This is a genomic window from Allobosea sp. P1_B10 (genome assembly GCF_056406735.1).
In genome coordinates this window covers 317104-344018 of sequence record NZ_JBFTZP010000005.1, presented here as the reverse complement: position 1 = coordinate 344018, position 26915 = coordinate 317104, and the positions used below count along the sequence as shown (strand labels likewise).

The following is a 26915-nucleotide window of genomic DNA, read 5'->3' as shown; positions in this document are numbered from 1 at the left end:
AGGCCGCTCGCCGCGCCATCCGCCAGGCCGGTGCACACATGCTCTTCCTGCCGCCCTACAGCCCCGACCTCAACCCGATCGAGCAACTCTTCGCCAAGCTCAAGCACTGGATGCGCGATGCTGAGGCCAGAACCGTTGAAGCGACATGGCGAAAGCTCGGAGACCTACTCCACCTCGTCTCACCGACCGAATGCGCAAACTACATCACAAATGCAGGATATGCTTCCGTGTAAAAGAAGCATGCTCTAGCATGCGCGTTTAGGACCTGCCGGCTTGCCCGGACGCCGCGCAGCGCGCGGTCCCGACAGGACCACATCCCGGCATGAACGCATCCGGGACGAAGCAGCGCTTCGCCCCGGATGAAGAACTCGTTCTGTAAGCCAGCCTCCTAAGGCACCCAGGTCGTCTCGGGCGCCTCTTCCGTGCCGGCAGGCGCCAGCACGATCCGGCTCGGCGGCTTGCTGTGGAGGGGGCTGACCTCGAGCAGTTTCGAGACCTGCGCGATGTCGCTGACGCTTTCCAGTGTCTCGAGCCGCTCGAACAGCGGCGCGACCTGCTCACGCGGCAGGACGCGCTCGGCGCAATCGGCGAACTTGTCCCAGAGTTCCTGCGACGACATCGGATAGTCGCCGCCACGCCCGACCAGGTTCTCGACCCGGCGGCTGACGGTCCGGCCGTCCTTGAGCGCCACGATCACCTCCGAGCCCCACTGCTCCTCGGCATCGTCGCGCATCTCGGGATGCGGCCGCGCCTGCGTGATGTCGAGCAGGCGCGCGATGACGGGGTCGCGATGCGCCTCGCCCTCGAAATCCTTCAGCCTCACGGCACCGTCCTTCAGCGCCCGTGCACAGACATATTGCACGCTGAACTTGGCTTCGAGCGAGGTCTGCGGATGCGGCGTGTCGGTGTGCCTGAGCCGCCGGCCATGCGGCAGCAGCGTGATCGCTGCGACGTCGTCTGGCCGCAGTCCGTGCTCGCGGCGCAACTGCTGCATCATGAAGATCGCCGAATGCGTGCTGCCGCAGCAGGGATACTGCTTGAGGCCGATCGAATCGGCGGCGATCTCCGGCGGCTCGCCCCAGTTTGCGAAGATCTTGTCGACGTCGTAGGTGCCCGGCCCGTTGAACACGTCCAGAAAGCCCTGCTTGTGTTCCATCGCGTTGAGCGAGGCATCGAAGCCGCGCTCGGCCAGGAGCGCCGCGAGCAGGCCGTTGCGGCCGCATTGGCCGATATGCAGCGGTTTGGTCATGGTGCCGAAATTCGCCTTCAGCCCGCTCGCCAGCGAGGCCGCGATCGACAGCGCCATCGCGGTGCGCTGCGGCCCGAGCTTCATCAGATGCGCGGCGGCAGCGGCGGCGCCGAAGATGCCGAGCGTCGCCGTCGGGTGCCAGCCCTTGTCGTAATGGTGGAAATTCACCGCACGCGCGAGCCGGATCTCGGTCTCGACGCCCACAGCATAGGCGGCGATCAGCGCCCGCCCCGTCGCGCCCCGCTCATCGGCAAGTGCGAAGAGCAGCGGCACGAGGGGGACGGATTGGTGTCCCCCGAGCGCGCCGCTGAAGTCGTCGAAGTCGAGCGCATGCGAGGCCGTGCCGTTGACCAGCGTCGCGTCCAGCATGCTGGTGCGCTGGTTGGTCCCCATCAGCAGGGCGCGCCCCGGCGCATCGGCGACACCGGGCGTTTCCCTGAGGATGCGCGTGCACGGCTCCTCGACGCCGGCCAGCGTGACGCCGATCGTGTCGAGGATGCAGGTGCGCGCCTGCTTGAGCGCCTTGGGCGTGACCTGCTCGGCGGTGAACGCCGAGATCAGGCCGCCGAGGCGCGTGACGATGGATTCAGACCGGACTGCTGCAGCGCTCATGCCACCCTCACATGGTTGCTGCGTTGCGGCCGGCGATGCGCCCGAAGGTGGCGCCCGAGACCAGCCCGGTGCCCGCCGGATAGTTGTCGTAGAACAGGCCGCCGACCATTTCGCCGCAGCAGAACAGCCCCTTGAGCGGCCGCCAGTCGGTGCCGACCACCTGCGCGTTCTCGTTCACCTTGAGACCGCCGAATGTGAAGGTGATGCCGCCGGTCGCGCTGTAGGCGACATAGGGCGGCTTATCGAGCTTCACGCCCCAATTGGTCTTGTTGAGCGCCAGCCCCTTGGTGGCGACGCCGTCCTTCTTGGTGGGGTCGTAGCGCTCGTCGGAATCGTTGGCGGCGGCGTTGTATTCCGTGATCGTCTTCAGCGCCTGGGCCTTGTCGTCGATGTCGAGCTGGTCGATCAGCCCCTCGAGCGTGTCGGAGGTGATCGGCGCACTGGTCGAATAGCGGGGCTCCAGCAGGTGCACGACCTTCTGGTCGAAGATCTGGTACGCCTTGGCGCCGGGCTCGGCCAGGATGGCGCGACCGAACTTGGCATAGGTGAAGAGCGCGCCGTCCTCGCCCTCGTCGACGAAGCGCAGGCCCTTGCGATTGATCATGACGCTGTAGACATAGCTCAGCCGGTTGCTGCGGTCGGTCATCTCGCGCGGTGCGAAATCGCCCCAGTCGGCCGAGATCGGCGTCGCGTGGCAGCCGCTCCACTGGCCCCAGGGCATGGCGCCGATCGCCATGGCCATGCGCAGGCCGTCGCCCTGGTTGTGCGGGGTGCCGCGCACCTTGGCCGCTCCGACGAGCGGGCCGATATGCTGCGTGCGCATCTGCACATTGGCCTCGAAGCCGCCGCAGCCGAGCACGATCGACTTGGCGTGGTAGGTCTTGATGCCGTCATCGTCGCGCACCTTCACGCCCGAGGCGCGACCGCTCTGATCCGTCAGGATCTCGGTCGCGGCGCTGCCGTAGCGGATGTCGACGCCCATGCTCTCGGCCGTGCTGAACCAGCTCCGCGACAGGCCGACGCCCTCATGCGCGGCACGGATCACGAGGCCGCGCGCCCAGACCATCATGTTGCCCTTTCGGACGGCCGACAGCGTGATCGCCGGCTCCATCTTGATGTTACCGATCTGGCTCATCCAGAAGACGGTGTCCTTGGAATTGTCGACGAGGAGGCGCGACAGCACCGGGTCGGTGCGCCCGTTGGTCACCCGCATCAGGTCGCCGTGATAATCGGCACGCGTGTAGGGCTGGATGCCTTCGTAAAAATTCTCGAACTGCTCCTCGGCCTCGGGCACGAGCGGCCCGATCTCGCGGGGATCGTCGAAGGCGAAGCGCAGGACGCCGCCGCTCCAGTGCGTGTTGCCGCCACGCATCTCGCGCGGTGCCTTTTCCAGCACCAGGACGCGCTTGGCGCCGTTTTCCTTGGCCGAGACGGAAGCCGCCAAGGCGGCGTTACCGGCGCCGATGACGATGACGTCGAACTCTTCCTGCATTTCCATGGCTCCCTGCCTGCGCAGGCTGCGGCCCTCGCGATCGAGCAGGGCTCTTCTCAACAACAAACTGCGTGCATTCTGGTGAGTACGCTTGTATACAGAAAAATGCAAGCGCGTTTCCAGCGTGCGCCGGACGGCCTCCAGAGGCCGGAGCAAGCCGCGCCAGAAGACGCGGCGGACCGTGGGACAGGGATCGCCGAGGAGGCCAGGATGACAGCAGCAACGTCGATTGCCGTGCCGCAGACCGATGCAGCCCCCGCCTCGGCACTGGCCGAGATGGCAGCCGGTCTGGGCTTCGAAGGCGTACCCGAGGCGGCAAGGCATCGCGCCAAGCTCTCGATCCTCGATGCGCTGGGCGTCGGCCTCGCCTCGAACGCCTTCGTCTATGCCGAGCGGGCGCTGGCCGGCATCAGCGTGCTGGCTGGCGAAGGCGGGACCTGCAGCGTGATCGGGCGGCGCGAGCGCTTGCCGGTCCGCGATGCCGCGCTCGCCAACGGCATCCTGATCCATGGGCTGGATTTCGACGACACCCACCTCACCAGCATCGTGCACCCGACGGCCGCCTGCCTGCCCTGCGCGCTCTCACTGGGTGAAGCGCTCGGTGTCGACGGCCGGACCTTCCTCACGGCGTTCATGGCCGGAATGGAGACCGCCGTGCGTGTCGGCGCCGCCGTGAAGGGCGGCTTCCACCATGTCGGCTTCCATGCCACCGGCATCGTCGCTCATTTCAGCTCTGCCGTGATCGCCGCGAAACTGCTGGGCCTGGACGCGCGCCGGATCGTCGAGGCGCAAGGCATTGCCGCCAGCACCGCCTCGGGCGTCCAGGTCTTCCTCGAGGAAGGCGCCTGGACCAAGCGCTTCCATCCCGGCTGGGCCGCCGTCGCGGGCATCACCGCTGCCAGGCTCGCGCAGGCCGACTTCAAGGGGCCGAGCCGTCCCTATGAGGGCAAGTTCGGCCTGTTCCACACGCATCTCCAGGACAAGGCCGGGCATGTCGATCTCGACGTGATGGTCGACGAGCTCGGCACGCGCTGGCATTTCGCCGATACCGCCATCAAGCCCTATCCGGTCTGCCATTTCATCCATGGCTGCGCCGATGCGGCCATCGAGCTTCACGGCTCGATCGACTGGCGCGACATCGCCTCGGTCGAGGCGTTCCTGCCACGGGACACCATGCCGATCGTGGCCGAGCCGGCCGCGGCCAAGGAGCGCCCGACCACCGATTACGAGGCCAAGTTCAGCGCCCAGTTCGTCGTCGCCACCTGCCTGATCAAGGGACGCTTCAACCTTCCCGAACTCCGGGACGAGGCGCTGCGCGACGCCGAGGTCCGCGAACTCGCAACGCGGGTGAAGTGCAGCATCGACCCGGCCTCGGCCTTCCCGCAGTTCTTCTCCGGCGGCGTCAAGCTGACGCTGAGGGACGGCAGCGAGCTCTTCCGCCATATCCGCGTCAACAGCGGTGCCGGCGAGCGCGCGCTCGACACGCAGGGCGTCTCGGCCAAGTTCATGGCCTCTGCCTCGCTCGCCGTCGACGAGGCGAAGGCGAGCCGGGTCCGCGAGGTCGTGCTGGATATCGAAAACCGAACGGTCGCCGAGTTGGCCAAGGCGCTGCGCTTCGACTGAGCGCAGCGGCAACGCCGTCATCGCGAGTGAAGCGAAACAATCCAGCGGGGCGTGGCGCTCTGCCGCTCCCCGAGGCCTCCCGTCTTATGCTCGGCTCGGTAGCGGGTTCGCGTGCCCCGCCTATTTCGGAGCGGCCAGAACGCGGATCGGCTTGCCCGCACGCCAGGCCTGGATGCCGTCGACCGTGTCCTGGTAGAAGGCGCGATACGCGCCCTCGGTGACGAAGCCCAGATGCGGCGTCAGCACCAGATTCGGCGCCCGGCGCAGCGGATGGTCCTTCGGCAGCGGCTCGATATCGTAGACGTCGAGACCGGCCCTGATCCTGCCCGCCTCGAGCGCGCCAAGCAGCGCCGCCTCGTCGACGATCGGCCCGCGCGAGGTGTTGACCAGGATCGCGCCCGGCTTCATTGCCGCGATTTCGGCCGGTCCGACCAACCCCTTGCTGCGCTCGCTCAGCGGCAGGTGGATCGAGATCGCATCGGCCTGAGCAAACAGCGCCTGCTTGTCGACCGCGGTCGCGCCATGCTCGGCCGCACGGTCCGGCGTGAGGTTCTGGCTCCATGCGATGACGTTCATGCCGAAGGCGCGGGCGATCGGCGCCATCCTGCTGCCGAGCTTGCCAAGCCCGACCAGGCCGAGCGTCTTGCCGCCCAGGGTCGTGCCGATGGTCTCCTGCCAGCCGCCCTCGCGCATGCGCTGATGCTCCTGCGGCAGCGAGCGCGCCGCCGCCAGCATCAGGGCCCAGGCGAGCTCCGGCGTCGCATATTCGGATTCGCCCGCGCTAGTATGGCAGACGGTGACGCCGTGCTCGGCCGCCGCGTCGAAATCGATCACGCGCGCCCGGCCGCCGGTCACGATCACCAGCTTCAGCTCCGGCAGCCGCGCGATCAGTTCGCGCGGCAACGCCATGCGCTCGCGCATCAGGCAGAGTACCTCGTAGCCGCCGAGCTTTTCAGCCGCGGCATCGAGCGACGGCATGGGCTCGTTGAAGATGTCGACCACGACGTCGGGGCCGAGGCTCTGCCAGTCGGCATAACCCCGAGCAACGTTCTGATAGTCGTCGAGCACCGCGATCCGGATCATCAAAGCGTCTCCAATACGAAGGAAGAAGGGGCCCCGTCAGGCCAGGAAGGCCGGCAGTGCCACGCCGAGTTCGCGCGCCGACTTGGCGAGGCCGTCGAGGTCCTCCTGCGCAAGCGGCACGCCATCGCGGCGGCGTTCCGCCTCGAGCCGAGACTCGATCTCGCCGGGGTAAAGGATCTCGCCACCGGGCTCCACCGGCGGACAGGCCTTCGCACGCGCCGCAAGCGTGTCCATACGGCTGCGGTAGTCGTCGAGCGACATCGCCAGCTCCGGCTTCAGTGCCACAAACATATGCCCGACATTCTGGGGCCGGTCCTCGTCGCTGTACTGGTTGCCGACAGCGCCCCCGAAGGCCGCGCCCGACATCACGCCTCCGAGCACCTCCATCATCAGCGAGAGCCCCGAGCCCTTGGGGCCGCCCAGCGGCAGGATGATGCCGTCATAGCCGGCCTGGCCGTCGGTCGTCGGGTTGCCGTCCTTGTCCAGAGCCCAGCCCGCGGGGATTGATCCTCCGGCCGCCGCCGCGCGACGGATCTTGCCGCGCGCGACCACCGAGGTCGCCATGTCGAGCAGGATCGGCGGGCTGTCCGCGCCGCCGGGTGCGCCGAAGGCGAAGGGGCTGGTGCCGAGGAACGGAACGCGCCCGCCCCAGATCGGCATCGCCGGCGAGGCATTGGTGAAGACGAAGGCTGCAAATCCGCCATCGATCGCCTGGCGCAGATAGCTCGCGGCCATGCCGAAATGCGTGCTGTGATGCGCCAGCGCGAGCCCGATGCCGAAGGTTTGCGCCCGCTCCATCGCTTCCGCCATGGCGCGCCGCGCGATGACGAAGCCGAGACCATTGGCGCCGTCGATGCGAGCCGCGACCGGCGTCAGCGCCTCGACCCGGACAGGCGATGTCGGGTCGACCAGGCCGATGGCGATACGATGCAGGTAGATCGGCACGCGGCCGACGCCATGGGAGACGACCCCGCGCAGATCGGCCTCGACCAGGCAGCCCGCGACCGTGGCGGCATCGGCATCAGGGACACCGGCTGCGACGAACAGCCTGGCGACGAAAGGCTCCAGCTCGGCTGGCGCCACGCGCAGCGCGTTCATGCCCTGGCCTCGTCGCCGAGCGCGACAAGCCGGCAGAACTCCGGCGCAAATCGCAGCGTGACCTCGGCGCCGACGTCGAAATCGGCACGGGAATGGACCTTGATCCGCGCGCCCGAGGCCTCGACGAGGTACTCGGTATAGGCGCCGAGATAATGGCTCTCCACGACATGGCCGTTCAGCACGTTGACGCCGTCATCCGCGCTGCCATTCAGCGAGCGGCTGCGGATGTCGACGCTCTCGGGCCGCAGCATCGCCTGGTAGCGAGAGGCTTCCGGCGCGCCGGCATCGTCGAGGCGCAGCGCCACGCCGCCGGAGGTCGACCAGCCCGAGCCGTTGGTCTTGTTGACGTCGATGAAGCTCGCCCGGCCGACGAAGTCGGCCACGAAGCGGTTGGCGGGACGGCGGTAGAGCTGCTTGGGCGTGCCGGCCTGGGTGACATGGCCGCCATCCATCACGATGACCCGGTCCGACATCGACAGGGCTTCTTCCTGGTCATGCGTGACATAGACCGTCGCGACGTCGAGTTCGCGCTGCAGGCGTTTGATCTCGGTGCGGGTGCCTTCGCGCAGCTTGGCGTCGAGATTGGAGAGCGGCTCATCGAACAGCAGCACGCGCGGCCGCCCGACGATGGCGCGCGCCAGCGCGACGCGCTGCTGCTGTCCGCCCGACAGCTGCGACGGGTGGCGCTCGCGCAGATGGCGCATGCCGACGATCTCGAGAGCCTCGTCGACCTGCTTCTCGACCGATGCGGCCGGCACCTTCCGGATCGACAGCGGGAACCCGACATTCTTGGCGACCGTCATGTGCGGCCAGATCGCGTAGGACTGGAAGACCATGCCGATCTGCCGCTCATAGACCGGAACGACGAGGTTCTGGTCTGGCGCCGAGACGATCTGGTCGCCGATGCGGATGGTTCCGCCATTGGCGTCCTCCAGCCCGGCGATGCAGCGCAGCGTCGTTGTCTTGCCGCATCCCGACGGTCCCAGCAGCGACATGAACTCGCCTTTGGCGACGTCGAAGGATATGCCGTGGACCACGGTCAGCGCGCCGTAGCGCTTGATCAGGTTGTCGATACTGATGCTCATTGCGAACCCTTAGAAGGCAGTGGATCTGAGAATGCCGTGGTCAACCGCGCCGCGCGGTCGGGACCAGCCGCATGATCAGGGCCATGGCGATGAAGATGATGAGCGTGGCGACGACGGCAAGCGCGCTCGCCAGCCCCCAGTTGGCCTGCTCGAAGAAGGACCAGATCGAAATCGAGATCACCGAGGTGTTGACCGAATAGATCAGGATCGCAGACGAGATCTCGCGGAAGAACGCCATGAACAGCAGGAAGTAGGCGCCCTGCAGCGACGGCGAGACCAGCGGCAGCAGGATGCGGGTGACGCCCTCTATGCGGGTTGCGCCATTGACCCAGGCCGCCTCCTCCAGGCTCTTGTCGATCTGCACCATCTGCCCGCCGATGGTCTCGGTGGCATAGGGCAGAAACCGCGTCACGAAGGCGACGATCATCAGGGTCAGCGTGCCGTAGAGCGGCAGCGGCAGATAGGCATAGGCCCAGAGCAGCCCGAGACCGAGCACGACGCCGGGGACGCCGAAGGGCAGGCTGACCAGGAAGTCGAGGGTGCGGTAGCCTTTCGGCTGCAGCCGCAGCGTGAAGTAGCAGCACAGCAGCCCCAGCACGACGCCCGCCGCCGCGCCGACACCCGAGACGATCAGCGTATTGGTGAAGCTGCCGAGCGTCGAACCGCTCTCCCAGATGAATATGTAGTTGCGCAGCGTGTACATGCCCTCGAGCGGGTTCACGGTGAACCACTTCAGCACCGAGGTGTAGAGCAGGATCACCATGGGCATCACGAGCCCGAGGAAGACGAAGCCGAAGCAGAGCAGGTTGGCCGCCCAGCGCCAGCGCCCGAGCGGGATCGCCTTCACGCGGCCGGCCTTGCCGGTCACCGTCGTCAGTCGCCCGGCGGTGGTGACGCGGCGCTGCGCCCAGATCGCCGCGCCGGTGATCATGCTGAGCGCGACGCCGATCGAGGCGGCCAGCCCGTAATCGGTCGGCGAGAAGCGCACGAGCAGATAGAGCTGCGTCGCCAGCATCGTCACCTGGCCGGGAATGCCGAGCAGGGCCGGAATGGCGAATTGCTCGATCGTCATCACGAAAGTCAGGATGAAGCTCGAGATCAGCGAATAGCTGAGCAGCGGCAGCGTTACGCGAAGCAGCACCTCGTGCGGCCTGGCGCCTGCGGTATTGGCCGCTTCCTCGTAGATCGGATCCATGCCGATGATCGGCCCGCGCATCGTCAGATAGACGAAGGGCACCTGGTGCAGGACCATGACGAAGACGATGCCGGCCGCCGTGTAGATGTCGGCGCGCAGCCAGGGCAGGCCCATCACGTCATCGACGATGGTGTTGTAGATGCCACCCGGCGCCCCCACGATGATCCAGGCCATGGCGAGGATGAAGGACGGGAAATAGAAGGTCAGGCCGATCAGTGGGGTGACGATCTTGCCATATCGGAAATCCGTACGATGGAGCACCAGCGCGATCGCGGTGCCGACCACGATCGACAGCACCGAGGTGAAGAGTCCGATGAGCAGGGTGTTGGTCATCGAGTTCAGCACGCCGCTGGAGGCGAGCCCGGCATAGTTACGCAGCGTCCACTCGCCCGGCAGCCCCGGCGCGCTGGTGCGGAAGCTGCCATAGACCAGCGCGATCACGGGGATCGACACCATCGCGAAGACGAGCGCGAACGTGGCCCAGTAGAGCCAGATCAGGAGGCTGGCGGAACGCGGGCGCCTGCGCGCATCGGATGCGGGCAACCCTTGGATGGCAATAGCTTGGTCGGACATGATCGGCTCCAGAACCGGCTCGGGCACTGCAGCACTTCCCCGTCGCGAATGTCGCCACCCGCGCCGTACTGGGAATGCTGCGGAGCTGCGCGGAGCGATCAGGCCCCGCGCAGCCGTCACGGTCTCAGCGAATGCCGAAGGTCGAGCGCCATTTGTCGACGATCGCCGTCTGCCTTGCGGGCGTCAGGATCTTCTCGCCATCGACGACATTGCTCAGCTGGGCTGTGGCCGGCAGCTTGCTCAGGGGCGGCGCGCCCTTTCGCGTGACCGGCAGGCCGCAATAGGTCTGCAGATGTGCCTGGCCCTCAGCGGTCATCAGCCAGTTAAGGAAGACCTTGCCGGCATTGGGATGGGGCGCCTTGGCCGCGACGAAGGCCTTGTTGGCCGACAGCGTCGTGCCCGATTGCGGATAGACGAAGCCGATCGGCGCCCCGTCGTCGAGCAGCGGATTGAGCGGCAGGTCGGTCAGCTCGGCGACGCGCACGTCCCCGCGCACCACGGCCTGAATGATGCCGCCCGAGCCCTCGAAGAAGCGGACCTCGTTGGCCTTCAGGCGCTCGGGGGCATCTTTGATGCCAATATCCTCCCAAAACGCGCAGATCTGCTGGATCGACACGGAACGCCAGGGCGGGTTCATGCCGACCTTGCCCTTCCATTTGGGGTCGAACAGGTCAGTCCATTCCTTGGGCGCATCCGCCGGACGGACCTGCGCCTTGTTCCAGATGATGCATTCGCGCGCATGCTGGATGGTGAACAGCATGTTGCTGTTGTTGTGCTCGGGCGCGAAATTGCTGATTTCCGGAGGCGTCCAGGTCGCCATCCAGCCCTGCTTCAGGCCCTCGTCGATACGCTCGTCGGGAAAGGTGACGAGCACGTCGCAGAGATTGCGGTTGGCGACGAATTCGGTCTGGAAGCGCTCGATCAACGGATTGCTGCCGAGCCGGATCTGCTCGGTCTTGATGCCAGGGACCGCCTCCCGGAAGCGCTGCAGCAGCGGCTCGATGCCATTGGGTTGCCAGTTGTTGTAGACGACGACAGAACCCTCCTTGCGCGCTGCATCGAGGTCGACCGCGCTGGTCTGCGCAAAAGCGGGACCGGCAAGCCCCACAGCGGCGCCGCCAGCCAGAACGCTGCGCCGCGTCAGTCCGTAATTCTCGTCACCCATCGTTCTCTCCCTTTGTCGCATCTCTAATCGGACGCATTTCCCGCAGGCCTTTGGCCTGCGGTCCTCGAAGTCTCGGTTCTCTAGGCGCTCGCCTCCCGGCCAGGGGCGGACAGCAAGGTCCAGCCCGGCTGATGCCGGCCGCAACAGGCAGCTTTCTGCGCGGGATCGCGCCTCATACGTCCTCCTGCTCAGGCCGGGCGCTGCGACGGCGCTCGCGGTCCAGGATCTCGCGGCGAACGTCGAGCGCGCCGAGGATGTGGGCGCGCGCGAGACGGTCAGCCTCGGCATCGTTCTTGGCGGTGATCGCGGCAACGATCGCGACATGCTCGCCATGGGCGACGATGGCGCGGCCCTGCGCGGCAAGCGTCGTGGGGCCGAGAAGCGCGATCGCGTCATGCAGCGCGTGAAGGCTCTTCTCGAGATAGCGGTTATGCGCGGCGACATGGATCGCCTCGTGCAGCTCGCGATTGTGCCGGTAGAGTTCGAGCGGGTCGCCCTCGGGGCCGGTACCCTCGTCCAGCAGCCTTTGCAGCAGCGCGAGGTCACGCGGGCTGGCATGCCTGGCGGCCATGGCAGCCGCGTTGCCCTCCAGCGCCGCGCGCATCTCGTAGAGCTCCTCCACGGCATCCATGTCGAGCACCGACACCGCAAGGCCGACACGCGGCCGCAGGTCGAGCAGCCCTTCCAGCTCAAGCCGCGAAAGCGCCTGCCGCGTCGGCGTCCGGCTGATGCCGAGCCGTTGCGCAAGCTCGATCTCGCGCATCCGGCGCCCCGGCGCGAACCGACCCTCGACGATCTCGCGGCGCAGGGCCGCATAGGCGTAATCGGCGGCCGAGGCGTATTTGTTTCGGTCCGGCAGCCCGGTGTCCTCGCTCATTCTGGTCTCCCTGGATCGGCTGCGGACCCGTCGACTGCCACGCAGGCGCGGCGGCCGGACACAGCTCCGAATATCAAGCCCGTATCGTCGGGATAGTTGAAATAAGCCCGTACTCCTACCCTCTCGGCCCCATATAGGCCGGCATTCCCGTCAGCTTCGCAAGGGAGCGCGTCGCGGTGACCGGGCTTCGCATCGACGAAACTGCCGCGCGAGCTTGCCTGGCCGGTGGCAGCGCCGGACACATCGCAATCCATCCGCTCGAACAGCACCCCGGTTCCGCCCGTCACTCGCAGCCCTGCCTCCCGACCACCTGACATCCACCTGCCTTTGGCGCCGGCTCATCGAAGTGCCGGCATTTGCGCGTCGACAACCCGATAGCATTCTTGTACGTAGATGTATACAAAAGTATTCCAATAGGGAGACCGCGATGGCACAGAGCCGGTTGAGAGCCACTTTCATGCGCGGCGGAACCTCCAAGGCCGTCGTCTTCAATCGCAACGACCTGCCGGCAGACCCCGCACTGTGGGATCCGATCTTTCTCGCCGTGATGGGCTCGCCCGATGCAAATGGCCGGCAGCTCGACGGCATGGGCGGAGGATTGTCCTCGGTCTCGAAAGTCTGTGTCGTCGGGCCACCGACCCGCCCGGACGCCGATATCGACTACACATTCGCCCAGGTGCAGGTGAAGGAGGCCTCGGTCGACTACAGCGGCAATTGCGGCAACATGTCCTCGGCGATGGGTCCGTTCGCGGCCGAGGAAGGCCTGGTCAACGTGCCCGCCAATGGCGAGGCGGTCGTGCGCATCCACAATACCAATACGGCCAAGATCATCATCGCGCGTTTCGGCATGGTCGATGGCGTGGCCGAGACCGAGGGCGAACTCGCCATCGACGGCGTGGCTGGAACCGCCGCGCCGGTCCGCCTCGAATTCGACGATCCCGGCGGCACCAAGACCGGCCGCCTGCTTCCCACCGGACGCGCCCGCGACACCCTCGATATTCCGGGTTTCGGCATGATCGAAGCTTCGCTCGTCGATGCCGCCAACCCTTGCGTCTTCGTCGCGGCGACGTCTCTCGGCAAGGAGGGCAGCGAATTGCCCGACGCGCTCGAGCGCGACGCGGTGTTCATCGAGCGCATGGAGGCGATCCGCTGCGCGGCATCCGTCGCGATGGGCATCGCACCCGACATCGCCGCTGCCGCGCGCATCCCGAGCGTTCCGAAGGTGGCAATGATCGCCGCGCCGGGGCGCATGGCGACCCTGTCGGGCCGCGTCCTCGAACCCGGCGAGATGTCGCTGGCGATCCGGATGCTCTCGATGGGCCAGCCGCACCGGGCCGTGCCGATCACCGGTGCGACCTGCCTGGCCATCGCCGTCCGCGTCGAAGGCTCGCTGCCCCATGAACTGGCCTCCGGCGGCGACGGGCCCATCACGGTCGCGCATCCCTCCGGGGCAACCGTCGTCGACGCCGCAGTCGAGCACGCCGGCGATCCCGCCCGCGCGCGTGCCGTCCATGGCGCGGTCTACCGCACGGCGCGACGCCTGTTCGAGGGCCAGGTGCTCTATCGCCCGCTACAGGCAGCGCCAGCAGCGCGTCAGGTTGCTGCCGAATGAGCCTGACTGCCGCCTTCGCCGACCAACTGTCGGCACTCGCAGCGCGCGGCCTCGACGATGCCACGCGCCGCAGCGCGATCTCGCTGGTTCGCGACGGGCTCGCCGTGGCGGCGCTGGGCGCCTCGGAGAAGGGCCCCTCGATCCTCGCCGATTGCGCGCTCGCGCCGGCTCGCGGTCCCTCCGCCAGCCTGATCGGCCGCGACGGCAGGGCCGGCGCGATCGATGCCGCCCGCATCAACGGCGCGGCCATGCACGTGCTGGATTTCGAGCCGATGTGGAATCCAGCCAACCATTCGCTCTCGACGACGCTGCCGGCTCTTCTGGCGCTGGCCGAGACGACGCCGGGCGATGACGCCATGCCGCTGGGCGAGCGCATCCTCGTCGCGCTCGCCATCGGCATCGAGGCGCAGGAACGGCTGCGCCTGTCGTCGGGGCAGTTCGAACCGGGCTCGCTGGTGTTCCACCCCCCCGGCGCGGTCGGCCCGCTCGGCAGCGCGGTCGCCTGCGGGCTCATGATGAAGCTCGACGGCGCGCAACTGAGGCATGCCATCGCGATCGCGGCCTCACGGGCAGGCGGCCTGCAGGCGAATATCGGCAGCATGACCAAGGCGCTGCATTGCGGCCAGGCGGCGGCCGCCGGCCTCGACAGCGCCACGCTGGCAGCCCACGGCTTCACCGCCGACGCGGACGCGCTGGGCGATCCCCGCGGCTACGGAATGGCGTTTTTCCGCGAGGGCTTTGTCCCGGCCGAACTCACGCGTGAGCACGATGCGCTGCAGATCCTGCACCCGGGCCCGGCCTACAAGCTCTATCCGAGCCAGTATGGCACCCATTTCGTCATCACCGCCGCGCTTGCAGCCCGCGCTTCGATGCCGGCTGGACAGGAGATCGGCCGCGTCGTGATCCACAGCCCGCCGATGGCCTATGTCGACCGTCCCAATCCGGCGACCGGGCTCGCGGGCAAGTTCAGCTTCCAGTACACAGCCGGCGTCGCCTTGCTCGACGGCGCGGTCAGCGTCGGCAGCTTCAGCGATGCACGCCGCTTCGCGCCCGACATCGTGGCGCTGCTTCCGAAGATCGCGATCGAGCCCGACCCGGCCCGCCAGGGCCGTTTCGACGCCATGACGCTTGCCGTCGAGGTCGAATGGGAGGGCGGCCGTGCGCGCGGCGAATGCGACGGCCCGCCTGGCATCTGGGGCAAGCCGGTGGCGCAGGAGCGGTTGCGGGCCAAGGCCAGCGACTGCCTCGAGACCGCGCTGGGCGCCGAGGTGGCAGAGCAGACACTCGGGATCATCGACGATTTCGCAAACCTCGACCGCGCCGGCCTGAACCGGCTGATGGCGGGGCTCGCCCGGCCCTCGCGCCCGGGGAAGGCATCATGACGGCCGAGGTGGAACGCGTCGCGCCGGTCAGGAAGGTCGGTCTGGTCGATCTCTTCCTGGCGTTCTCGGGCATCAGCATCATGGGCTTCGGCGGCGTGCTGCCATGGGTCCGCTGGATGATTGTCGAGCGCAAGGGCTGGCTCGACGACGAGGAGTTCGTCAACGCGCTCTCGCTCTGCCAGATCCTGCCGGGCGGCAACGTCATGAACATCTCGGTCTATGTCGGCGAGCGCTTCGGCGGCTTGGCCGGCGCAATCGCCGCGCTGGCGGGACTGCTGGTCGCGCCTTGCATGATCGTGATCGGCTTCGGCAGCTTCTACCAGGCCTATGGCCACCTGCCGGCAGTGCAGGGCATGTTCCGCGGGGTTTCCGCCTGCGCGGCTGGGCTGATCCTCGCCATGGGCCTGCGCATGGGCTGGCGCTATCGCCGCGATCCTCGTGCGCTGGCGATCATCGCCGCGACCATCCTGGCCATGGCCTGGTTCAAGTTGCCGCTGCTCTGGATCCTGGCCAGCGTGCTGCCGGTCAGCCTGGCGCTGGCCTGGACGACGAGGTCGAAATGAGCGAGCGCTCCGTCCTCGCCGATCTCGCGGTCCAGTTCATCGGCCTGTCGCTGATGTCGATCGGCGGCATCATCGCGGTGGTGCCCGAAATGCACGCGGCCGTCGTCAACAACCATGGCTGGATGTCGAGCCAGGACTTCGTCACGCTGTTTGCACTCGCCCAGGCCGCGCCCGGCCCCAATGTCATCGTCGTCACGCTGATCGGCTGGCGGGTCGCGGGTCTCGCCGGCGCCGTGGTGTCGACGATCGCAGTCTCCCTGCCCTCCTTCGTGATCGCCTATTCAGCCTCGCGGCTCTGGAGCCGCCTCAACGCACGCGCCTGGTACAGGGTCTGCGAGCGCGGCATGGCTCCCGTCACCATAGGTCTGATCTGCTCAAGCGCCCTGCTCCTGACCCATGTTGCCGTCGATCACTGGGGCAGCATGGTCGTCACCGCGCTGACCGTGGTCTCGCTGCTCAAATGGCGCAACAGCCCGCTCATCGCACTGGGGTTCGCCGCGGCGGCGGGCTGGGCGGGCTTGGTCTGAACGCGCTTTCAGCAACGTCCCATAGCTTTCGCCACACCTGAAACGACACCCTGCCTGATCCGCCGGGCCGCCTCGCAAAATCCGTTGCAGAGTCGCACAACGCCTGTTAAACGTTTTTCTGTAAAACGTTTAACAGGCGTTCCGGATGGCGACGAGACGTGTCACGATCAAGGATGTAGCGGCCCGCGCCGGCGTCTCTATCGCCACCGTGTCGAACGTCTTCAGTGGCAACAAGCCGGTGAACGCCGACCTCCAGGAACGCGTCCAGCTGGCGGCGAGCGCGCTCTCCTACCAGGTCGATCGCGCCGCCTCGCAGCTTCGCTCCGGTCAGGCCAAGGTCGTCGGCGTCCTGGTGCCCGATCTCGACGACGTGTTCTTCACCTCGCTGGTCTCCCAACTCGAGGTCATGGCGCAGAAGGACGGCTACGACATCATCGTCGCTAGCTCCCGCGACGATGTCGGGCTCGAACAGTCGCGATTGCGGACCCTTTTGGCCTGGCGTCCCTCGGGCCTGATCGTGGTGCCCTGCTCCGATGCCGTGCCTCTCGGGCTGAAAGGCGAGATCGCGCGCCTGCCCATGGTCTTTGCCGACCGCGTGCCGCCTGAGGGCGCGCCCGTCGACACCGTGACGATCGACAATTGCGAGGCCGGCGAGATCGCGGCCCGCCATCTCCTGACGCTCGGCCACCGCGACATCGTCATCGCGGCCTCGAGCCTGGCGATCTCGCCGATCCGAGAGCGCGTGCGCGGAGCCCATGCCCTGATCCGCACGGCGCTCGGCATCGACGCGACCGTGATCGAACTCGGCTCGAATGCGGAGCGCGGTGCGGAGGCCTTCCTGCACTGGCTTGAGCGCAATCCGCGGCCAAGCGCCGTGATCGCGCTGACCAATGTCACGACGCTGAGCACCCTGTCGGCGCTGGCACGGTTGCGGCTCGACATTCCCGATCCCGTTTCCGTGGTCGGCTTCGACGATTACCCCTGGATGAGCGCGCGCAAGGTCGGCCTGACCGCGATCCGCCAGCCCATCCCGGAGATCGCCGCCGCGGCCTGGGACAGGCTGCGCCTGCGCATGGCCGGTGATGTCTCGCCCCCGCAGGCCACGGTTCTGCAGACCAGCCTGCAGGTGCGCGAATCCGTACGCGACCTCGCCCCGGCTACGAGCCGACCGGTCGGAGATCGCGATGAACCCGAGGACAGGGAGACCAGGCTGGCGCCGGCCAGCGCCGTGCACTGACGAGATGACGACGTGATCACCGGGCCGACAGAGCCCGGATCAACGACATATCGGAGGAAACATTGCAGCTTGCGAAAACGGCACGACTCCTGCCGCTGCTTGCGCCGGTGCATCTGCTCGTCCTGAGTGTGATCGTGCTGCCGTCGCTCTATGTGGTGTGGCTCAGCCTGAACAGGTCGAGTTTCGGGCAGGCGCCGAGCTTCGTCGGCTTTCAGAACTATGTCCGCGTGCTCTCCGACCCCGCCTTTCACAGCGCACTGTGGAACACGGTCGTGCTCGTCGTCGTCGCGGTGCATATCGAACTCGCGATCGGGCTTGGCATGGCCCTGCTCTTCGCCAGCGGCCTGCCCTTTCGCCGCTTCCTGCTGGTGGCGGTCCTGGCGCCCTACGCCGTGAGCGAGGTCACCGCCGTGGTGATGTGGCGCTTCCTGTTCGATCCCGACGCCGGGCCGCTGACACTTGCCCTTCACGCGCTCGGCCTGCCCTCGCTCGACTGGTCGTTCGAGCCCTCGCACGCAATGACGCTGATCGGCCTCCTGACGATCTGGCTGCACCTGCCCTTCACCTTCGTCATCGTCTACGCCGCCCGGCTCGCCATCCCCGCCGAGCTCTACGAGGCCGCACGGATCGACGGCGCGACCCGCTGGCAGGCGTTCAGGCGCGTGACGCTGCCGCTGCTGGGCCCTGCCATGCTGATCGCGCTGCTGTTTCGCTACATCTTCGCCTTCCGCCTGTTCTCCGAGGCCTGGCTTCTGACCAAGGGCGGGCCGGCGCGCTCCACCGAGGTCGTGGCGATCTATCTCTATCAGGAGGCCTTCAGCTTCAACGCCTTCGGCTCGGCGGCTGCCACCGCCTGGATCATGGTGCTGGCCTCGCTGATCCTCGCCGCCGGCTATGTCCTGATGCTGCGGCGCACGGGGGCGGCCCATGCGCACTGAGCGCCTCCTGATCGGGGCCGGCAAGGCGCTCGCGGTCGTAGCGATCCTGCTCTGGTCGCTGTTCCCGATCCTGTTCATCGCGGTCAGCTCGATGAAGCCCGGCCAGGACATCTTTGCCGTGCCGCCGCGATGGCTCTTCACGCCGACGCTGAAGCATTATGCCGAGCTCTGGCGCTCCTGGGGCATCTTCTTCGACGCACTGCTCAACAGCCTCGTCATCACCGTCGGCGCGACCCTGCTCGCGATTATAGCCAGCGCCTGCGCCGGCTATGTCTATTCCCGCCATTCCGGGCGCGGGCTGAATGCGGGCATCGCCGGGCTGATCATCGTGCGCCTGATACCGCCGATCGTGGTGACACTGCCGCTGTTCCCCATCGTCAATGCCCTGGGGCTCAACGACACCCATCTCGTGTTGATCCTGCTCTACGCGACCTTCTTCGTCTCGCTGGGTACGGTGCTGATGCGCACCTTCATCGACCAGATCCCGCGCGAGCTCGACGAGGCCGCGGCCATCGACGGCGCCGGTCGCATGACCATCCTGCTCAAGGTCATCGCGCCACTGGCGATGCCGGGCGTGCTCGCGGTCGCAGTCTTCGTCATCGTCTTCTCCTGGAACGAGTTCCTCTTCGCCTTCGTCTTCACGGCGACCCGCGCCAAGACCGCGCCGCTCGTGATCTCGGAGATGATCGGCTCCATCGACGGCGTCGACTGGGGCATCCTGTTCGCAGCCTCGACGGTGCAACTCGTGCCGGTCCTGATCTTCGTCGTCTTCATGAATCGCTACCTCGTGGCCGGCCTCACCGCCGGTTCGACGAAGGGGTAGCCAACCAGGAAAGGGAGGAAATCATGTCGAAGAAGCCTGATTCCAGACTGACGCGCCGCAGCTTCGTGGCCGGCACCGTCGGCGCCACCGCCATGCTGGCGGCACGACCGGGCCTTGCTGCCGGCAAGACGCTCAACGTGCTCAGCCACAAGGTCCACCAGACGGTACTCGGCAGCGGCGACGGCGATCTCCTGAAAGACTGGCGCAAGGCCAACGACGCCGAGCCGGTCTTCACCACCTTCGATTCCAACCCGCTGCAGGACAGGCTTTTCCGCGAAGCCAGCCTGAAGGAGACTGACTACGTCGTCGGCTACCTCATCGACAACCGCCCGACTTCGGAGATCGCGGCGCTGTTCGAACCACTGGAAAGCTACCAGAAACAGGCTGCGATCGAGGATTTCGGTGATATCGCGCCGGGCCTGGTGCAGGGCATGACGGTCGACGGCAAGTTGATCGGCATTCCGGTTCGCCATGCCACGCAAGGGCTGTTCTACAACGAGGCGCTGCTGGAGGAGGCCGGGATCTCGGCGCCGCCGACGACCCTCGAGGAGCTGATCGAGCAGGCGAAGAAGGCGACCTTCACCTCAAAGGCCGGCACGCCGGTGGTCGGAATGATCCTGGCCAGCGATCTCGCCGTCTTCCCGGTGATGTTCGCCCGCGCCTATGGCGGCGACTTCATCAGCTCGGACATGAAGCTGGTGCCCGACCGTGCCGCCATGGAAAGCGGGCTTTCCGCCCTGCGCGGCCTGTTCGAGGCGGGCGCCCTGCCGCGCAGCTACGCCACCACCAAGAACGACGACCATGTCACCTGGATGCAGCAGGGTCGCGCCGCCTTCTCGCCTCTGCCGTTCGCCCGCAGCGCCCAGCTCAACAACCCCGACCAGAGCCGCTACCCCGGCAAGATCAAGGCGATCGAGTTCCCAGGATCGACGACGATCAAGGGCAAGACGCCGATGGCCTCGGTGGTCGAGGCCTGGGCGATGGCGATCCCGAAGAACGCCAGGGACAAGGCGCTCGCCTGGAGCTTCATCAGGGAGGTCTCGAGCAAGCGCGTCACGCTCGGCATGGCGATCGCCGGCAACGGACCCGTGCGCGTCTCGACCTATGCCGATGAGGGTCTGAAGTCGAAGAATGCGCTCGCAGCCGTCGAGGCCAAGGTCCTGGCGACCGCACGCGGCGCTTTCCCGCCCTTCCCGGAGGCTGCCCGCGCACAGGCGACCTTCCTCGAGGAGGTCCAGCTCGCCGTGCTCGGGCGCAAACCCGTCAAGGATGCGGTCTCCGCCATCATCGAGCGCATCAAGCCGATGATGCCAGCCTGATCGTAAATCAGTGGCCGGCGCTGCGGCGCCGGCTTTTCCGCCACCAGACCAACCGCAATGCTGCCATTGGAAGGAAATGCCTGATGTCCACGACCGGGGTTCGTTTCATCGAGGAGCCGGCGCGCTCCATCCCCGTTTCTGCCGACTATGACGTGCTCGTCGTCGGCGGCGGCCCAGCTGGCCTCACCGCCGCCCTCGCCGCCGCCGAGGACGGCCTGCGCGTCGGCCTGATCGAAAGCCGCAGCTTCGTCGGCGGCAACATGACGATCGGCCTGCCGGTGCTCGGCTTTCTCGGGCAGAAGGGCAACCAGATCATCGACGGGCTGCCGGAAAAGTTCATCGCGCGGCTGCGCAAGGAGCGTGACGGCGCCAGTGAGCACCGGCCCTGCCCGCTCCATATGGGCATCACGCTGGTCGAGCCCGAGGCGGTCAAGACGGTGGCGCTCGAGATGCTGACAGAGGCCGGCGTCGACGTGCTGTTCTACACCTTCTTCGCCGGGGCGCTGGTCGAGAACGACACCATTCGCGGCGTCATCACCGAGAGCAAGACCGGCCGCACGGCGATCATGGCCAAGGTGGTGATCGATTGCAGCGGCGATGCCGACGTCGCCTACAGCGCCGGGGTGCCGACCGAAAAGGGCAACGCCGAGGGCGGCATGCAGCCCCCCACGCTGATGTTCTGCCTCGCCGGCGTCGACACCGACGCGCTGCGCATGAGCATCGCTAACGCTCCGCCCGAGGCGCGCACCTACCTCACCGACTTCATCCCGGCGGAGTACTTTGGCCAGAACCGGCAGTTCATCGTGGTCGGCATGCGCGAGCTCATGGCCAAGGCCAAGGCCGAGCGCGGGCTGAAGATTCCCAATGAACGCACCATCATCATCACCGGTCTGAAGAAGGGCGAGGTCTGGATCAACATGACCCGCGTGAAGGGCACCGACGGAACCAATGCCCGCAGCCTCACCAGGGGCGAGATCGAGGGCCGCGCCCAGATCGACGACATCGTGAGCTATCTCATCGGTTACGTACCGGGCTTCGAGAAAGCCTATTTCACCAAGACCGCGCCCTTCCTCGGCATCCGCGAAACCCGCCGCATCGTCGGCCAGTATGTGATGACGCAGGAGGACGTGCTGGCTTGTCGGCACTTCGACGACTCGATTGCGGTAGCGAGCTATCCCATCGACATCCACCGCCCCTCCGACGATGGCTGCACGCTGATCTGGTGCGGCGACTGCTACGACATCCCCTATCGTTCGCTGGTGCCGCAGAAGATCGGCAACCTGCTGGTCGCCGGCCGCAGCATCTCGGCGACGCATGAGGCGATGGGCGCCATCCGCGTGATGGCGACCTGCATGGCGATGGGGGAGGCCGCCGGACGCGCTGCGAAAATCTCGGTGCGCGGCAACCGACCGCCAGCCGACATCGATGTCGAGGAACTGCGCCGCCAGCAACTCGAACACGGCGTCTATCTGCGCGCGCCCGACGGCAGCCGCGCCGGCTCGCCCAGCAAGGCCGCCGCCTGACCATCCTCGCGAGTCGGCACGGCGCCGCCTCGCCCACCGGGCCGCCAGACATGAACGAGCACTTCATCGGCATCGACGTCGGCACCGGCAGCGTGCGCGCCGGCGTCTTCGATCGGCACGGCGCGATGGTCGCGACAGCCAGGCGCGACATCGCGCTCCATCGTGACGGGCCAGACATTGCCGAGCAATCGAGCGCCGATATCTGGCGCTCCGTCTGCGCCAGCGTTCGCGAAGCGATGGTGATCGCGGCGCTCGCACCCGAGGCGATCGCCGGCATCGGCTTCGACGCGACCTGCTCGCTAGTCGTCTCGGGACCGGGCGGCGCGCCGCTTCCGGTCGGCCGCCATGGCGACGCGGCCCGCGACATCATCGTCTGGATGGACCACCGCGCGCTCGACCAGACGGTGCGGATCAACGGCACCCGGCACCCTGTCCTGGCCTATGTCGGCGGCACGATCTCGCCCGAGATGGAGACGCCAAAGCTGCTCTGGCTGAAGGAAGAGCTGCCTCAGACCTACGACGCCGCGTGGCAGTTCTTCGATCTCGCCGACTTCCTGACCTGGAAGGCAAGCGGCTCGCTGGCGCGCTCAACCTGCACCGTGACCTGCAAATGGACCTATCTCGCCCACGAGGCGCGCTGGGACGATAGCTACTTCCGCCAGATCGGGCTCGGCGACCTCGCTGATGACGGTTTTGCCCGCATCGGCACCAAGATCGTGCCCGGCGGCACGGCGCTCGGACAGGGCGTGACGGCGCAGGCCGCCGCCGATCTCGGCTTGAGGCCGGGCACCGCCGTGGCGGCCGGGTTGATCGACGCCCATGCCGGCGGCGTCGGCTCGCTCGGCGTGCGCTCGGCCCATGGCACGGCGCTGACCCGTATGGCCTATGTCTTCGGCACCTCGGCCTGCACCATGGCGAGCAGCCGCGAACCGCTTTTCATCCCGGGACTCTGGGGTCCCTACTACTCTGCGATGGCGCCCGGCCTGTGGCTCAGCGAGGGCGGCCAGTCCGGTGCTGGCGCCGCCATCGAGCAGCTCATCGGCTTCCACCCGGCGCTGCCGGAAGCCAAGGCGCTGGCCGCGACCGAAGGGGTGCCGGTGCTGGGCTGGCTCGCCGAACGCGTCGCGGCCGGGCTGAAAACCCTGTCGCATGCCGTGCACCAGGCCGGCGACATCATCGTCGTGCCCGATTTCCTCGGAAATCGCTCTCCGCTTGCCGACCCGCAAGCGCGCGCCGTCATCGCAGGCCTCGGCATGGAGCGTGATCTTGACCACCTCGCCGCCCTCTATGTCGCGGGGGTTACGGGCATCGGATACGGGCTGCGCCAGATCATCGCGGCCAGCCGTGAGCGGGGCGCCACGATCGATACGCTGGTGCTGAGCGGCGGTGCCGGCCGCAATCCCCTGATTCGCCAGTTGCTTGCAGACAGTGCGGGCCTGGCCGTGCTCGTCCCCGACGAGGTCGACCCGGTGTTGCTGGGCTCGGCCATGCTCGGCGCCACGGCTGCGGGCGCCTACCCCGATCTCGGCGAGGCGATGACGGCGATGGCGCCGGATGCATCGGCGTTCCTCCCGGCAGGCGGCGAGATCGCTGGGAGCCATGAGAGGCGCTTTGCTGCCTTCGAGGCCCTGCAGAGCGCCGCCCGCACGGCCCGGGAATTGATGCACCCCGCCCCACCCATAGCAGAACCGGAGCCGACGCCGTGACGCAGGACCTGGCCGGAAAAGTCGCAGCCATCACCGGGGCCGCCTCCGGGATCGGGCTCGCCTGCGCCCGCCGGCTGCTCGCGGCTGGTGCACGCGTCGTGCTGGTGGACCGGGACGCGCGAGCCCTCGAGCAGGCCATCGCGACGTTGGGACCCGACGCCCTGCCTCTGGTGGTCGACCTGACGAACTCCGCCTCCGTCGCCGGCATGATGCCTGCCATCCTTGAGCGCGCGGGACGGCTCGACATCTTCCATGCCAATGCGGGTTCCTATGTCGGCGGCCCGCTCGCCGACGGCGATCCCGACAGCTGGGACCGCATGCTGAACCTCAACGTCAACGCGACCTTCCGCAGCATCCATGCCGTGCTGCCCCACATGATTGCGCGCAAGACTGGTGATATCCTCGTCACGAGTTCGGTTGCGGGCGTGGTCCCGGTGGTGTGGGAGCCGATCTACACCGCATCGAAACACGCGGTTCAGGCCTTTGTGCACACGCTGCGGCGGCAGGTGATCCCGCATGGGCTGCGGGTCGGCGCCGTTCTTCCCGGCCCGGTCGTCACCGCCCTGATCGCCGACTGGCCGCAGGCAAAGCTCGACGCCGAACGCGCGCGCGGCGGGCTGATCGAGCCAGAGGAAGTGGCCGAGGCCGTGCATTTCATGCTGACGCGCCCACGCAACGTCACGATCCGCGACCTCGTGATCCTGCCGCAAAGCACCGATCTCTAGCTGCCTTCACGAAAGCGGGCGATCTGGCGCGGGATTGGCAGCGCCAACAGCGCGATGGTCCGATCGCCCGAGCTGTCAGCTCGGCTCAGCGGCCCCGGGAACGGGGACCGGCGGCGTCGCGGGCGAGAAGCGCGGGGCGGCGTCGAGGGTCGCCGGTGCCCTCCTGGCGCGCCGCCGTGCCGCAATCCACGAACTGATCTTCTCCTCGATCAGGCGATGCACCAGGATCCCGACGGCGAAGCTGAGCAGGACGCCAGCCAGCCTTGCGCCGCCGCTCCCCATCCAGGCGACCGGCAGTTTCGGCAGCAGCTTTCCGACGATCGACAGCACGAACCAGTGCGCGAGATAGGTGCTGAAGGACGCGCCCCCGAGAACACGGCCGGGCCAGGCGGCGATCGGATTGGCTTCGAAGAAGGGCTCCAGCCGCATCACCCCGACCATGATCAGCCCCGCCAGCGCCATCCTGAGCGCACACCCCGCCTCGCGCTCCGGCAGGATCAGCGACAGGCCCAGCATGGTGGCAATCGCAGCCGCAGCGAAGGGAATGCTCGAGCCGCCCGGCTGCGTGTCACGGCAGCGCAGCAGCCAGCCGAAGCCGAAGGCCGCCATGAACGGGTTGAGGATATCGAGGATCAGCATGCCGCCGGCCGGCTCGGCGGCGATTGCAAAACCGGCAAGCCCAAGCGCCACCAAAAGCCAGCCGAGCCGGCTCTTGGCCGCCTTGATGGCACCCGTCGCAATGGCCGCGGCGACCATCAGGTAGAAGATCAGCTCCAGCTCGAGCGTCCAGCCGACGGGGAGCAGCGGCAGGTCGCCCTGAGGCAGCGCCAGCAGCGACGACAGGACAAAGAAGAAGCCCTGGCCCGCCCGCGCGCTGAGTTGCAAGGTCGGGTTCACGATATAGGCGACCAGCATGAGCCCCGTGAACAGCCAGTACAACGGATAGATCCGGTATGCGCGGGTCAACAGGAACTCCCGGGGCTCGCTCACCCGCTCGACCTGCATGGCGATCGAGTAGCCCGAGAGCATGAAGAACAACTCCACGCCAAAGCCACCGATGAAGTTGTAGGTGGCGTTGCTGGCGAGCTCCGCGTCCAGCCAGACGTGCTTTACGACCAGGTCCGTATGCCAGAGCACGATCGAGAGCGCCGCAATCGCCCTGAGCCACTGGATATCTGCGCGCCTCGCTTTGGACATCAATGGCGATCCGATCCTTCGGGATGAGGCCAGCGGACTCCCGGGATGGGTGCTGGGTGCCTCCGACACTGGAGGGCGTTCGCGCGAGCGATCCGTGGCGCCATGGGCCGCGCGCAATGAACGCGGCGACATTGAGCGTGCCATCGGCATGCCGAGCATCCACACCAAGCGCTCCGCGCGACTGCCAGGGCTGGCGGGGGTTTTCGCCTTGCCCATTGCGGTACGGTCAGCAAGGGCCCCGAGGTCGGCGTGGCCGGCAGAAGTGACGAGCACATGACAGCCTCACCGTCGGGATGCGGTGAGCACGATAACAATTTGAGTAAAAGATGCGCAGAACTAGGAAGACGTAATCCCGCCCCCCGCGCATTCTCTACGATGATCTAGTATTTCTTACCTTGGGTCACGACGAGGTACCCCGCCTGCCATAATCGCCCGAACACGCGCCGGGAAGGAGACGGGCGGCGGCCCGGATGGCGACGTTTCCTCGGCGAGTGCGCGTCAGTGGCTCCGCAGGACGATCGCGCCGCCCGTCATCATCAAGCGCGTTGCCGGATGATGCTGTGCATCGAGAATCGATCGGCCGGATAGAGGTTATGCGATATCTCGAAGATCGTATTCGGGTGGGCGACATAGCGCCGCTTCACCAGCAGAGCGGCGCTATGCGGTTGAGCGTTCAGGATGGTGGCGAGCTTCGGCGACAGGGTCGTTGCGGTGATCGCCTGCTCGACATGGTCCAGCCGCAGCCCGAACTGCTGCAAGACGATCTCGTACAGCGCCCGGTCGCCGCAGTGGACGGCGTCGCGGTCGGGTGCGAAGCGCTCCGGCACGGCGACTTCCGACCAGCACAAGGCCGCCCCGTCATTGCGGGTCGAGCGCAGGCCCGCGACGCGAAACCAGCGCTTGTCGGGTAACTGCGCAAACTCCTCGGCATTCTGGCCCGAGACCGAGACGAAGCCCTCATGCCGGATGTCGAGCGTCGTGCTTTGCGCGAAATCGAACAGGCTGCGGATGTCGCGCATGCTGTGGACATAATGCGAGACCGGGCGGTGCGAGAGCACCACGGTCCCGGTCTTGCGTCGCCGGCCGAGCAGACCCTGCTCGGTGAGTACCTTCAGCGCCTCGCGTATGGTGTGGCGACCGACGCCGAAGCGCTCCTGCAGTTCCTGCTCGCTGGGAAAGCGAGAGCCCAGCGGATACGTGGCGCGGCCGATTTCCTCGGTCAGTTCTGCCGCCAACGCAGCGTGACGTGACACTGAATGCTGCTGATCCATAGCGACGAATGATTTTTGCCCCAAAGCCCGATGCTAGGCG

Annotated in this window: 23 protein-coding genes; 13 read left to right on the top strand and 10 right to left on the bottom strand. The window is 67.2% G+C overall.

Annotated features, from left to right (window positions below; genetic code table 11):
• On the top strand, positions 1-233 hold a 233-nt coding region (locus AC1D2L_RS14515; protein ID WP_476846572.1), incomplete at its 5' end, for a transposase.
• A 155-nt stretch (positions 234-388) separates the two neighbouring features.
• Here AC1D2L_RS14515 and AC1D2L_RS14510 read toward each other — a convergent pair.
• The gene (locus AC1D2L_RS14510; protein ID WP_476846571.1) at positions 389-1861 is read right to left on the bottom strand and encodes an MmgE/PrpD family protein; all 1473 of its coding nucleotides are present in this window, start codon (positions 1859-1861) and stop codon (positions 389-391) included.
• 7 nt (positions 1862-1868) lie between these two features.
• Positions 1869-3359, bottom strand: a complete 1491-nt coding sequence (gene tcuA / locus AC1D2L_RS14505; RefSeq protein ID WP_476846570.1) for an FAD-dependent tricarballylate dehydrogenase TcuA — start codon at positions 3357-3359, stop codon at positions 1869-1871.
• Positions 3360-3563: 204 nt separating this feature from the next.
• Here tcuA and AC1D2L_RS14500 point away from each other — a divergent pair, with 204 nt between their 5' ends.
• Positions 3564-4976: an MmgE/PrpD family protein gene (locus AC1D2L_RS14500; protein ID WP_476846569.1), complete on the top strand. Its 1413-nt coding sequence runs from the start codon at positions 3564-3566 to the stop codon at positions 4974-4976.
• 120 nt (positions 4977-5096) lie between these two features.
• Here the strand turns inward: AC1D2L_RS14500 and AC1D2L_RS14495 are convergent, their stop codons facing one another.
• The 6 genes from AC1D2L_RS14495 to AC1D2L_RS14470 form a co-directional block, all read right to left on the bottom strand.
• Entirely contained in the window at positions 5097-6059 is a 963-nt protein-coding gene (locus AC1D2L_RS14495) for a D-2-hydroxyacid dehydrogenase family protein (protein WP_476846568.1), read from the bottom strand.
• A gap of 36 nt (positions 6060-6095) precedes the next feature.
• Positions 6096-7157 carry an Ldh family oxidoreductase gene (locus AC1D2L_RS14490; RefSeq protein ID WP_476846567.1) on the bottom strand — a complete coding sequence of 354 codons (1062 nt, stop codon included), beginning with the start codon at positions 7155-7157 and terminating at the stop codon, positions 6096-6098.
• The gene (locus AC1D2L_RS14485; RefSeq protein WP_476846566.1) at positions 7154-8242 is read right to left on the bottom strand and encodes an ABC transporter ATP-binding protein; all 1089 of its coding nucleotides are present in this window, start codon (positions 8240-8242) and stop codon (positions 7154-7156) included. Before AC1D2L_RS14485 ends, AC1D2L_RS14490 begins: the two co-directional genes overlap by 4 nt.
• A 40-nt stretch (positions 8243-8282) precedes the next feature.
• Positions 8283-10010, bottom strand: a complete 1728-nt coding sequence (locus AC1D2L_RS14480; RefSeq protein WP_476846565.1) for an ABC transporter permease — start codon at positions 10008-10010, stop codon at positions 8283-8285.
• Between the two features lie 124 nt (positions 10011-10134).
• Positions 10135-11175: an ABC transporter substrate-binding protein gene (locus tag AC1D2L_RS14475; protein ID WP_476846564.1), complete on the bottom strand. Its 1041-nt coding sequence runs from the start codon at positions 11173-11175 to the stop codon at positions 10135-10137.
• Positions 11176-11347: 172 nt separating this feature from the next.
• Entirely contained in the window at positions 11348-12052 is a 705-nt protein-coding gene (locus tag AC1D2L_RS14470) for a GntR family transcriptional regulator (protein ID WP_476846563.1), read from the bottom strand.
• 427 nt (positions 12053-12479) lie between these two features.
• On the opposite strand from AC1D2L_RS14470, the gene AC1D2L_RS14465 reads away from it, so the two are divergent.
• From AC1D2L_RS14465 to AC1D2L_RS14415, 11 genes are all read left to right on the top strand, one after another.
• A complete protein-coding gene (locus AC1D2L_RS14465; RefSeq protein WP_476846562.1) occupies positions 12480-13664 on the top strand; it encodes a PrpF domain-containing protein in 1185 nt (394 codons plus the stop codon).
• Complete coding sequence (locus tag AC1D2L_RS14460; RefSeq protein ID WP_476846561.1) at positions 13661-15046, top strand: MmgE/PrpD family protein; 1386 nt, start codon at positions 13661-13663, stop codon at positions 15044-15046. Before AC1D2L_RS14465 ends, AC1D2L_RS14460 begins: the two co-directional genes overlap by 4 nt.
• Positions 15043-15609 (top strand): chromate transporter, encoded by a 567-nt coding sequence (locus tag AC1D2L_RS14455; RefSeq protein WP_476846560.1) that lies wholly within the window; start codon positions 15043-15045, stop codon positions 15607-15609. The genes AC1D2L_RS14460 and AC1D2L_RS14455 overlap by 4 nt, the downstream gene beginning before the upstream one ends.
• A complete protein-coding gene (locus AC1D2L_RS14450) occupies positions 15606-16136 on the top strand; it encodes a chromate transporter (RefSeq protein WP_476846559.1) in 531 nt (176 codons plus the stop codon). The genes AC1D2L_RS14455 and AC1D2L_RS14450 overlap by 4 nt, the downstream gene beginning before the upstream one ends.
• 145 nt (positions 16137-16281) lie before the next feature.
• Positions 16282-17373, top strand: coding sequence for a LacI family DNA-binding transcriptional regulator (locus AC1D2L_RS14445; RefSeq protein ID WP_476846558.1), 1092 nt, complete (start codon positions 16282-16284; stop codon positions 17371-17373).
• 62 nt (positions 17374-17435) lie between these two features.
• The gene (locus AC1D2L_RS14440; RefSeq protein WP_476846557.1) at positions 17436-18311 is read left to right on the top strand and encodes a carbohydrate ABC transporter permease; all 876 of its coding nucleotides are present in this window, start codon (positions 17436-17438) and stop codon (positions 18309-18311) included.
• A complete protein-coding gene (locus tag AC1D2L_RS14435) occupies positions 18301-19134 on the top strand; it encodes a carbohydrate ABC transporter permease (RefSeq protein WP_476846556.1) in 834 nt (277 codons plus the stop codon). The genes AC1D2L_RS14440 and AC1D2L_RS14435 overlap by 11 nt, the downstream gene beginning before the upstream one ends.
• 23 nt (positions 19135-19157) lie before the next feature.
• Positions 19158-20453 (top strand): ABC transporter substrate-binding protein, encoded by a 1296-nt coding sequence (locus tag AC1D2L_RS14430; protein ID WP_476846555.1) that lies wholly within the window; start codon positions 19158-19160, stop codon positions 20451-20453.
• Between the two features lie 83 nt (positions 20454-20536).
• Positions 20537-21976, top strand: coding sequence for an FAD-dependent oxidoreductase (locus tag AC1D2L_RS14425; RefSeq protein ID WP_476846554.1), 1440 nt, complete (start codon positions 20537-20539; stop codon positions 21974-21976).
• Positions 21977-22026: 50 nt separating this feature from the next.
• Complete coding sequence (locus AC1D2L_RS14420) at positions 22027-23682, top strand: FGGY-family carbohydrate kinase (protein WP_476846553.1); 1656 nt, start codon at positions 22027-22029, stop codon at positions 23680-23682.
• On the top strand, positions 23679-24407 hold the full coding sequence (locus AC1D2L_RS14415; RefSeq protein ID WP_476846552.1) for an SDR family oxidoreductase: 729 nt from the start codon (positions 23679-23681) through the stop codon (positions 24405-24407). Before AC1D2L_RS14420 ends, AC1D2L_RS14415 begins: the two co-directional genes overlap by 4 nt.
• 75 nt (positions 24408-24482) lie before the next feature.
• On the opposite strand, the gene AC1D2L_RS14410 is transcribed toward AC1D2L_RS14415, so the two are convergent.
• Together AC1D2L_RS14410 and AC1D2L_RS14405 are read right to left on the bottom strand one after the other, a co-directional pair.
• Entirely contained in the window at positions 24483-25604 is a 1122-nt protein-coding gene (locus AC1D2L_RS14410) for an acyltransferase family protein (protein ID WP_476846551.1), read from the bottom strand.
• Between the two features lie 536 nt (positions 25605-26140).
• Positions 26141-26857 carry a GntR family transcriptional regulator gene (locus tag AC1D2L_RS14405; RefSeq protein ID WP_476846550.1) on the bottom strand — a complete coding sequence of 239 codons (717 nt, stop codon included), beginning with the start codon at positions 26855-26857 and terminating at the stop codon, positions 26141-26143.
• Positions 26858-26915 lie beyond the last annotated feature (58 nt).

What these genes read in the sequence shown, in the direction of transcription:
- AC1D2L_RS14510 (WP_476846571.1), bottom strand. Translation starts at nt 1,861, where the DNA reads ATGAGCGCTGCAGCAGTCCGGTCTGAATCCATCGTCACGCGCCTCGGC.
- tcuA (WP_476846570.1), bottom strand. Translation starts at nt 3,359, where the DNA reads ATGGAAATGCAGGAAGAGTTCGACGTCATCGTCATCGGCGCCGGTAAC.
- AC1D2L_RS14500 (WP_476846569.1), top strand. Translation starts at nt 3,564, where the DNA reads ATGACAGCAGCAACGTCGATTGCCGTGCCGCAGACCGATGCAGCCCCC.
- AC1D2L_RS14495 (WP_476846568.1), bottom strand. Translation starts at nt 6,059, where the DNA reads ATGATCCGGATCGCGGTGCTCGACGACTATCAGAACGTTGCTCGGGGT.
- AC1D2L_RS14490 (WP_476846567.1), bottom strand. Translation starts at nt 7,157, where the DNA reads ATGAACGCGCTGCGCGTGGCGCCAGCCGAGCTGGAGCCTTTCGTCGCC.
- AC1D2L_RS14485 (WP_476846566.1), bottom strand. Translation starts at nt 8,242, where the DNA reads ATGAGCATCAGTATCGACAACCTGATCAAGCGCTACGGCGCGCTGACC.
- AC1D2L_RS14480 (WP_476846565.1), bottom strand. Translation starts at nt 10,010, where the DNA reads ATGTCCGACCAAGCTATTGCCATCCAAGGGTTGCCCGCATCCGATGCG.
- AC1D2L_RS14475 (WP_476846564.1), bottom strand. Translation starts at nt 11,175, where the DNA reads ATGGGTGACGAGAATTACGGACTGACGCGGCGCAGCGTTCTGGCTGGC.
- AC1D2L_RS14470 (WP_476846563.1), bottom strand. Translation starts at nt 12,052, where the DNA reads ATGAGCGAGGACACCGGGCTGCCGGACCGAAACAAATACGCCTCGGCC.
- AC1D2L_RS14465 (WP_476846562.1), top strand. Translation starts at nt 12,480, where the DNA reads ATGGCACAGAGCCGGTTGAGAGCCACTTTCATGCGCGGCGGAACCTCC.
- AC1D2L_RS14460 (WP_476846561.1), top strand. Translation starts at nt 13,661, where the DNA reads ATGAGCCTGACTGCCGCCTTCGCCGACCAACTGTCGGCACTCGCAGCG.
- AC1D2L_RS14455 (WP_476846560.1), top strand. Translation starts at nt 15,043, where the DNA reads ATGACGGCCGAGGTGGAACGCGTCGCGCCGGTCAGGAAGGTCGGTCTG.
- AC1D2L_RS14450 (WP_476846559.1), top strand. Translation starts at nt 15,606, where the DNA reads ATGAGCGAGCGCTCCGTCCTCGCCGATCTCGCGGTCCAGTTCATCGGC.
- AC1D2L_RS14445 (WP_476846558.1), top strand. Translation starts at nt 16,282, where the DNA reads ATGGCGACGAGACGTGTCACGATCAAGGATGTAGCGGCCCGCGCCGGC.
- AC1D2L_RS14435 (WP_476846556.1), top strand. Translation starts at nt 18,301, where the DNA reads ATGCGCACTGAGCGCCTCCTGATCGGGGCCGGCAAGGCGCTCGCGGTC.
- AC1D2L_RS14430 (WP_476846555.1), top strand. Translation starts at nt 19,158, where the DNA reads ATGTCGAAGAAGCCTGATTCCAGACTGACGCGCCGCAGCTTCGTGGCC.
- AC1D2L_RS14425 (WP_476846554.1), top strand. Translation starts at nt 20,537, where the DNA reads ATGTCCACGACCGGGGTTCGTTTCATCGAGGAGCCGGCGCGCTCCATC.
- AC1D2L_RS14420 (WP_476846553.1), top strand. Translation starts at nt 22,027, where the DNA reads ATGAACGAGCACTTCATCGGCATCGACGTCGGCACCGGCAGCGTGCGC.
- AC1D2L_RS14410 (WP_476846551.1), bottom strand. Translation starts at nt 25,604, where the DNA reads ATGTCCAAAGCGAGGCGCGCAGATATCCAGTGGCTCAGGGCGATTGCG.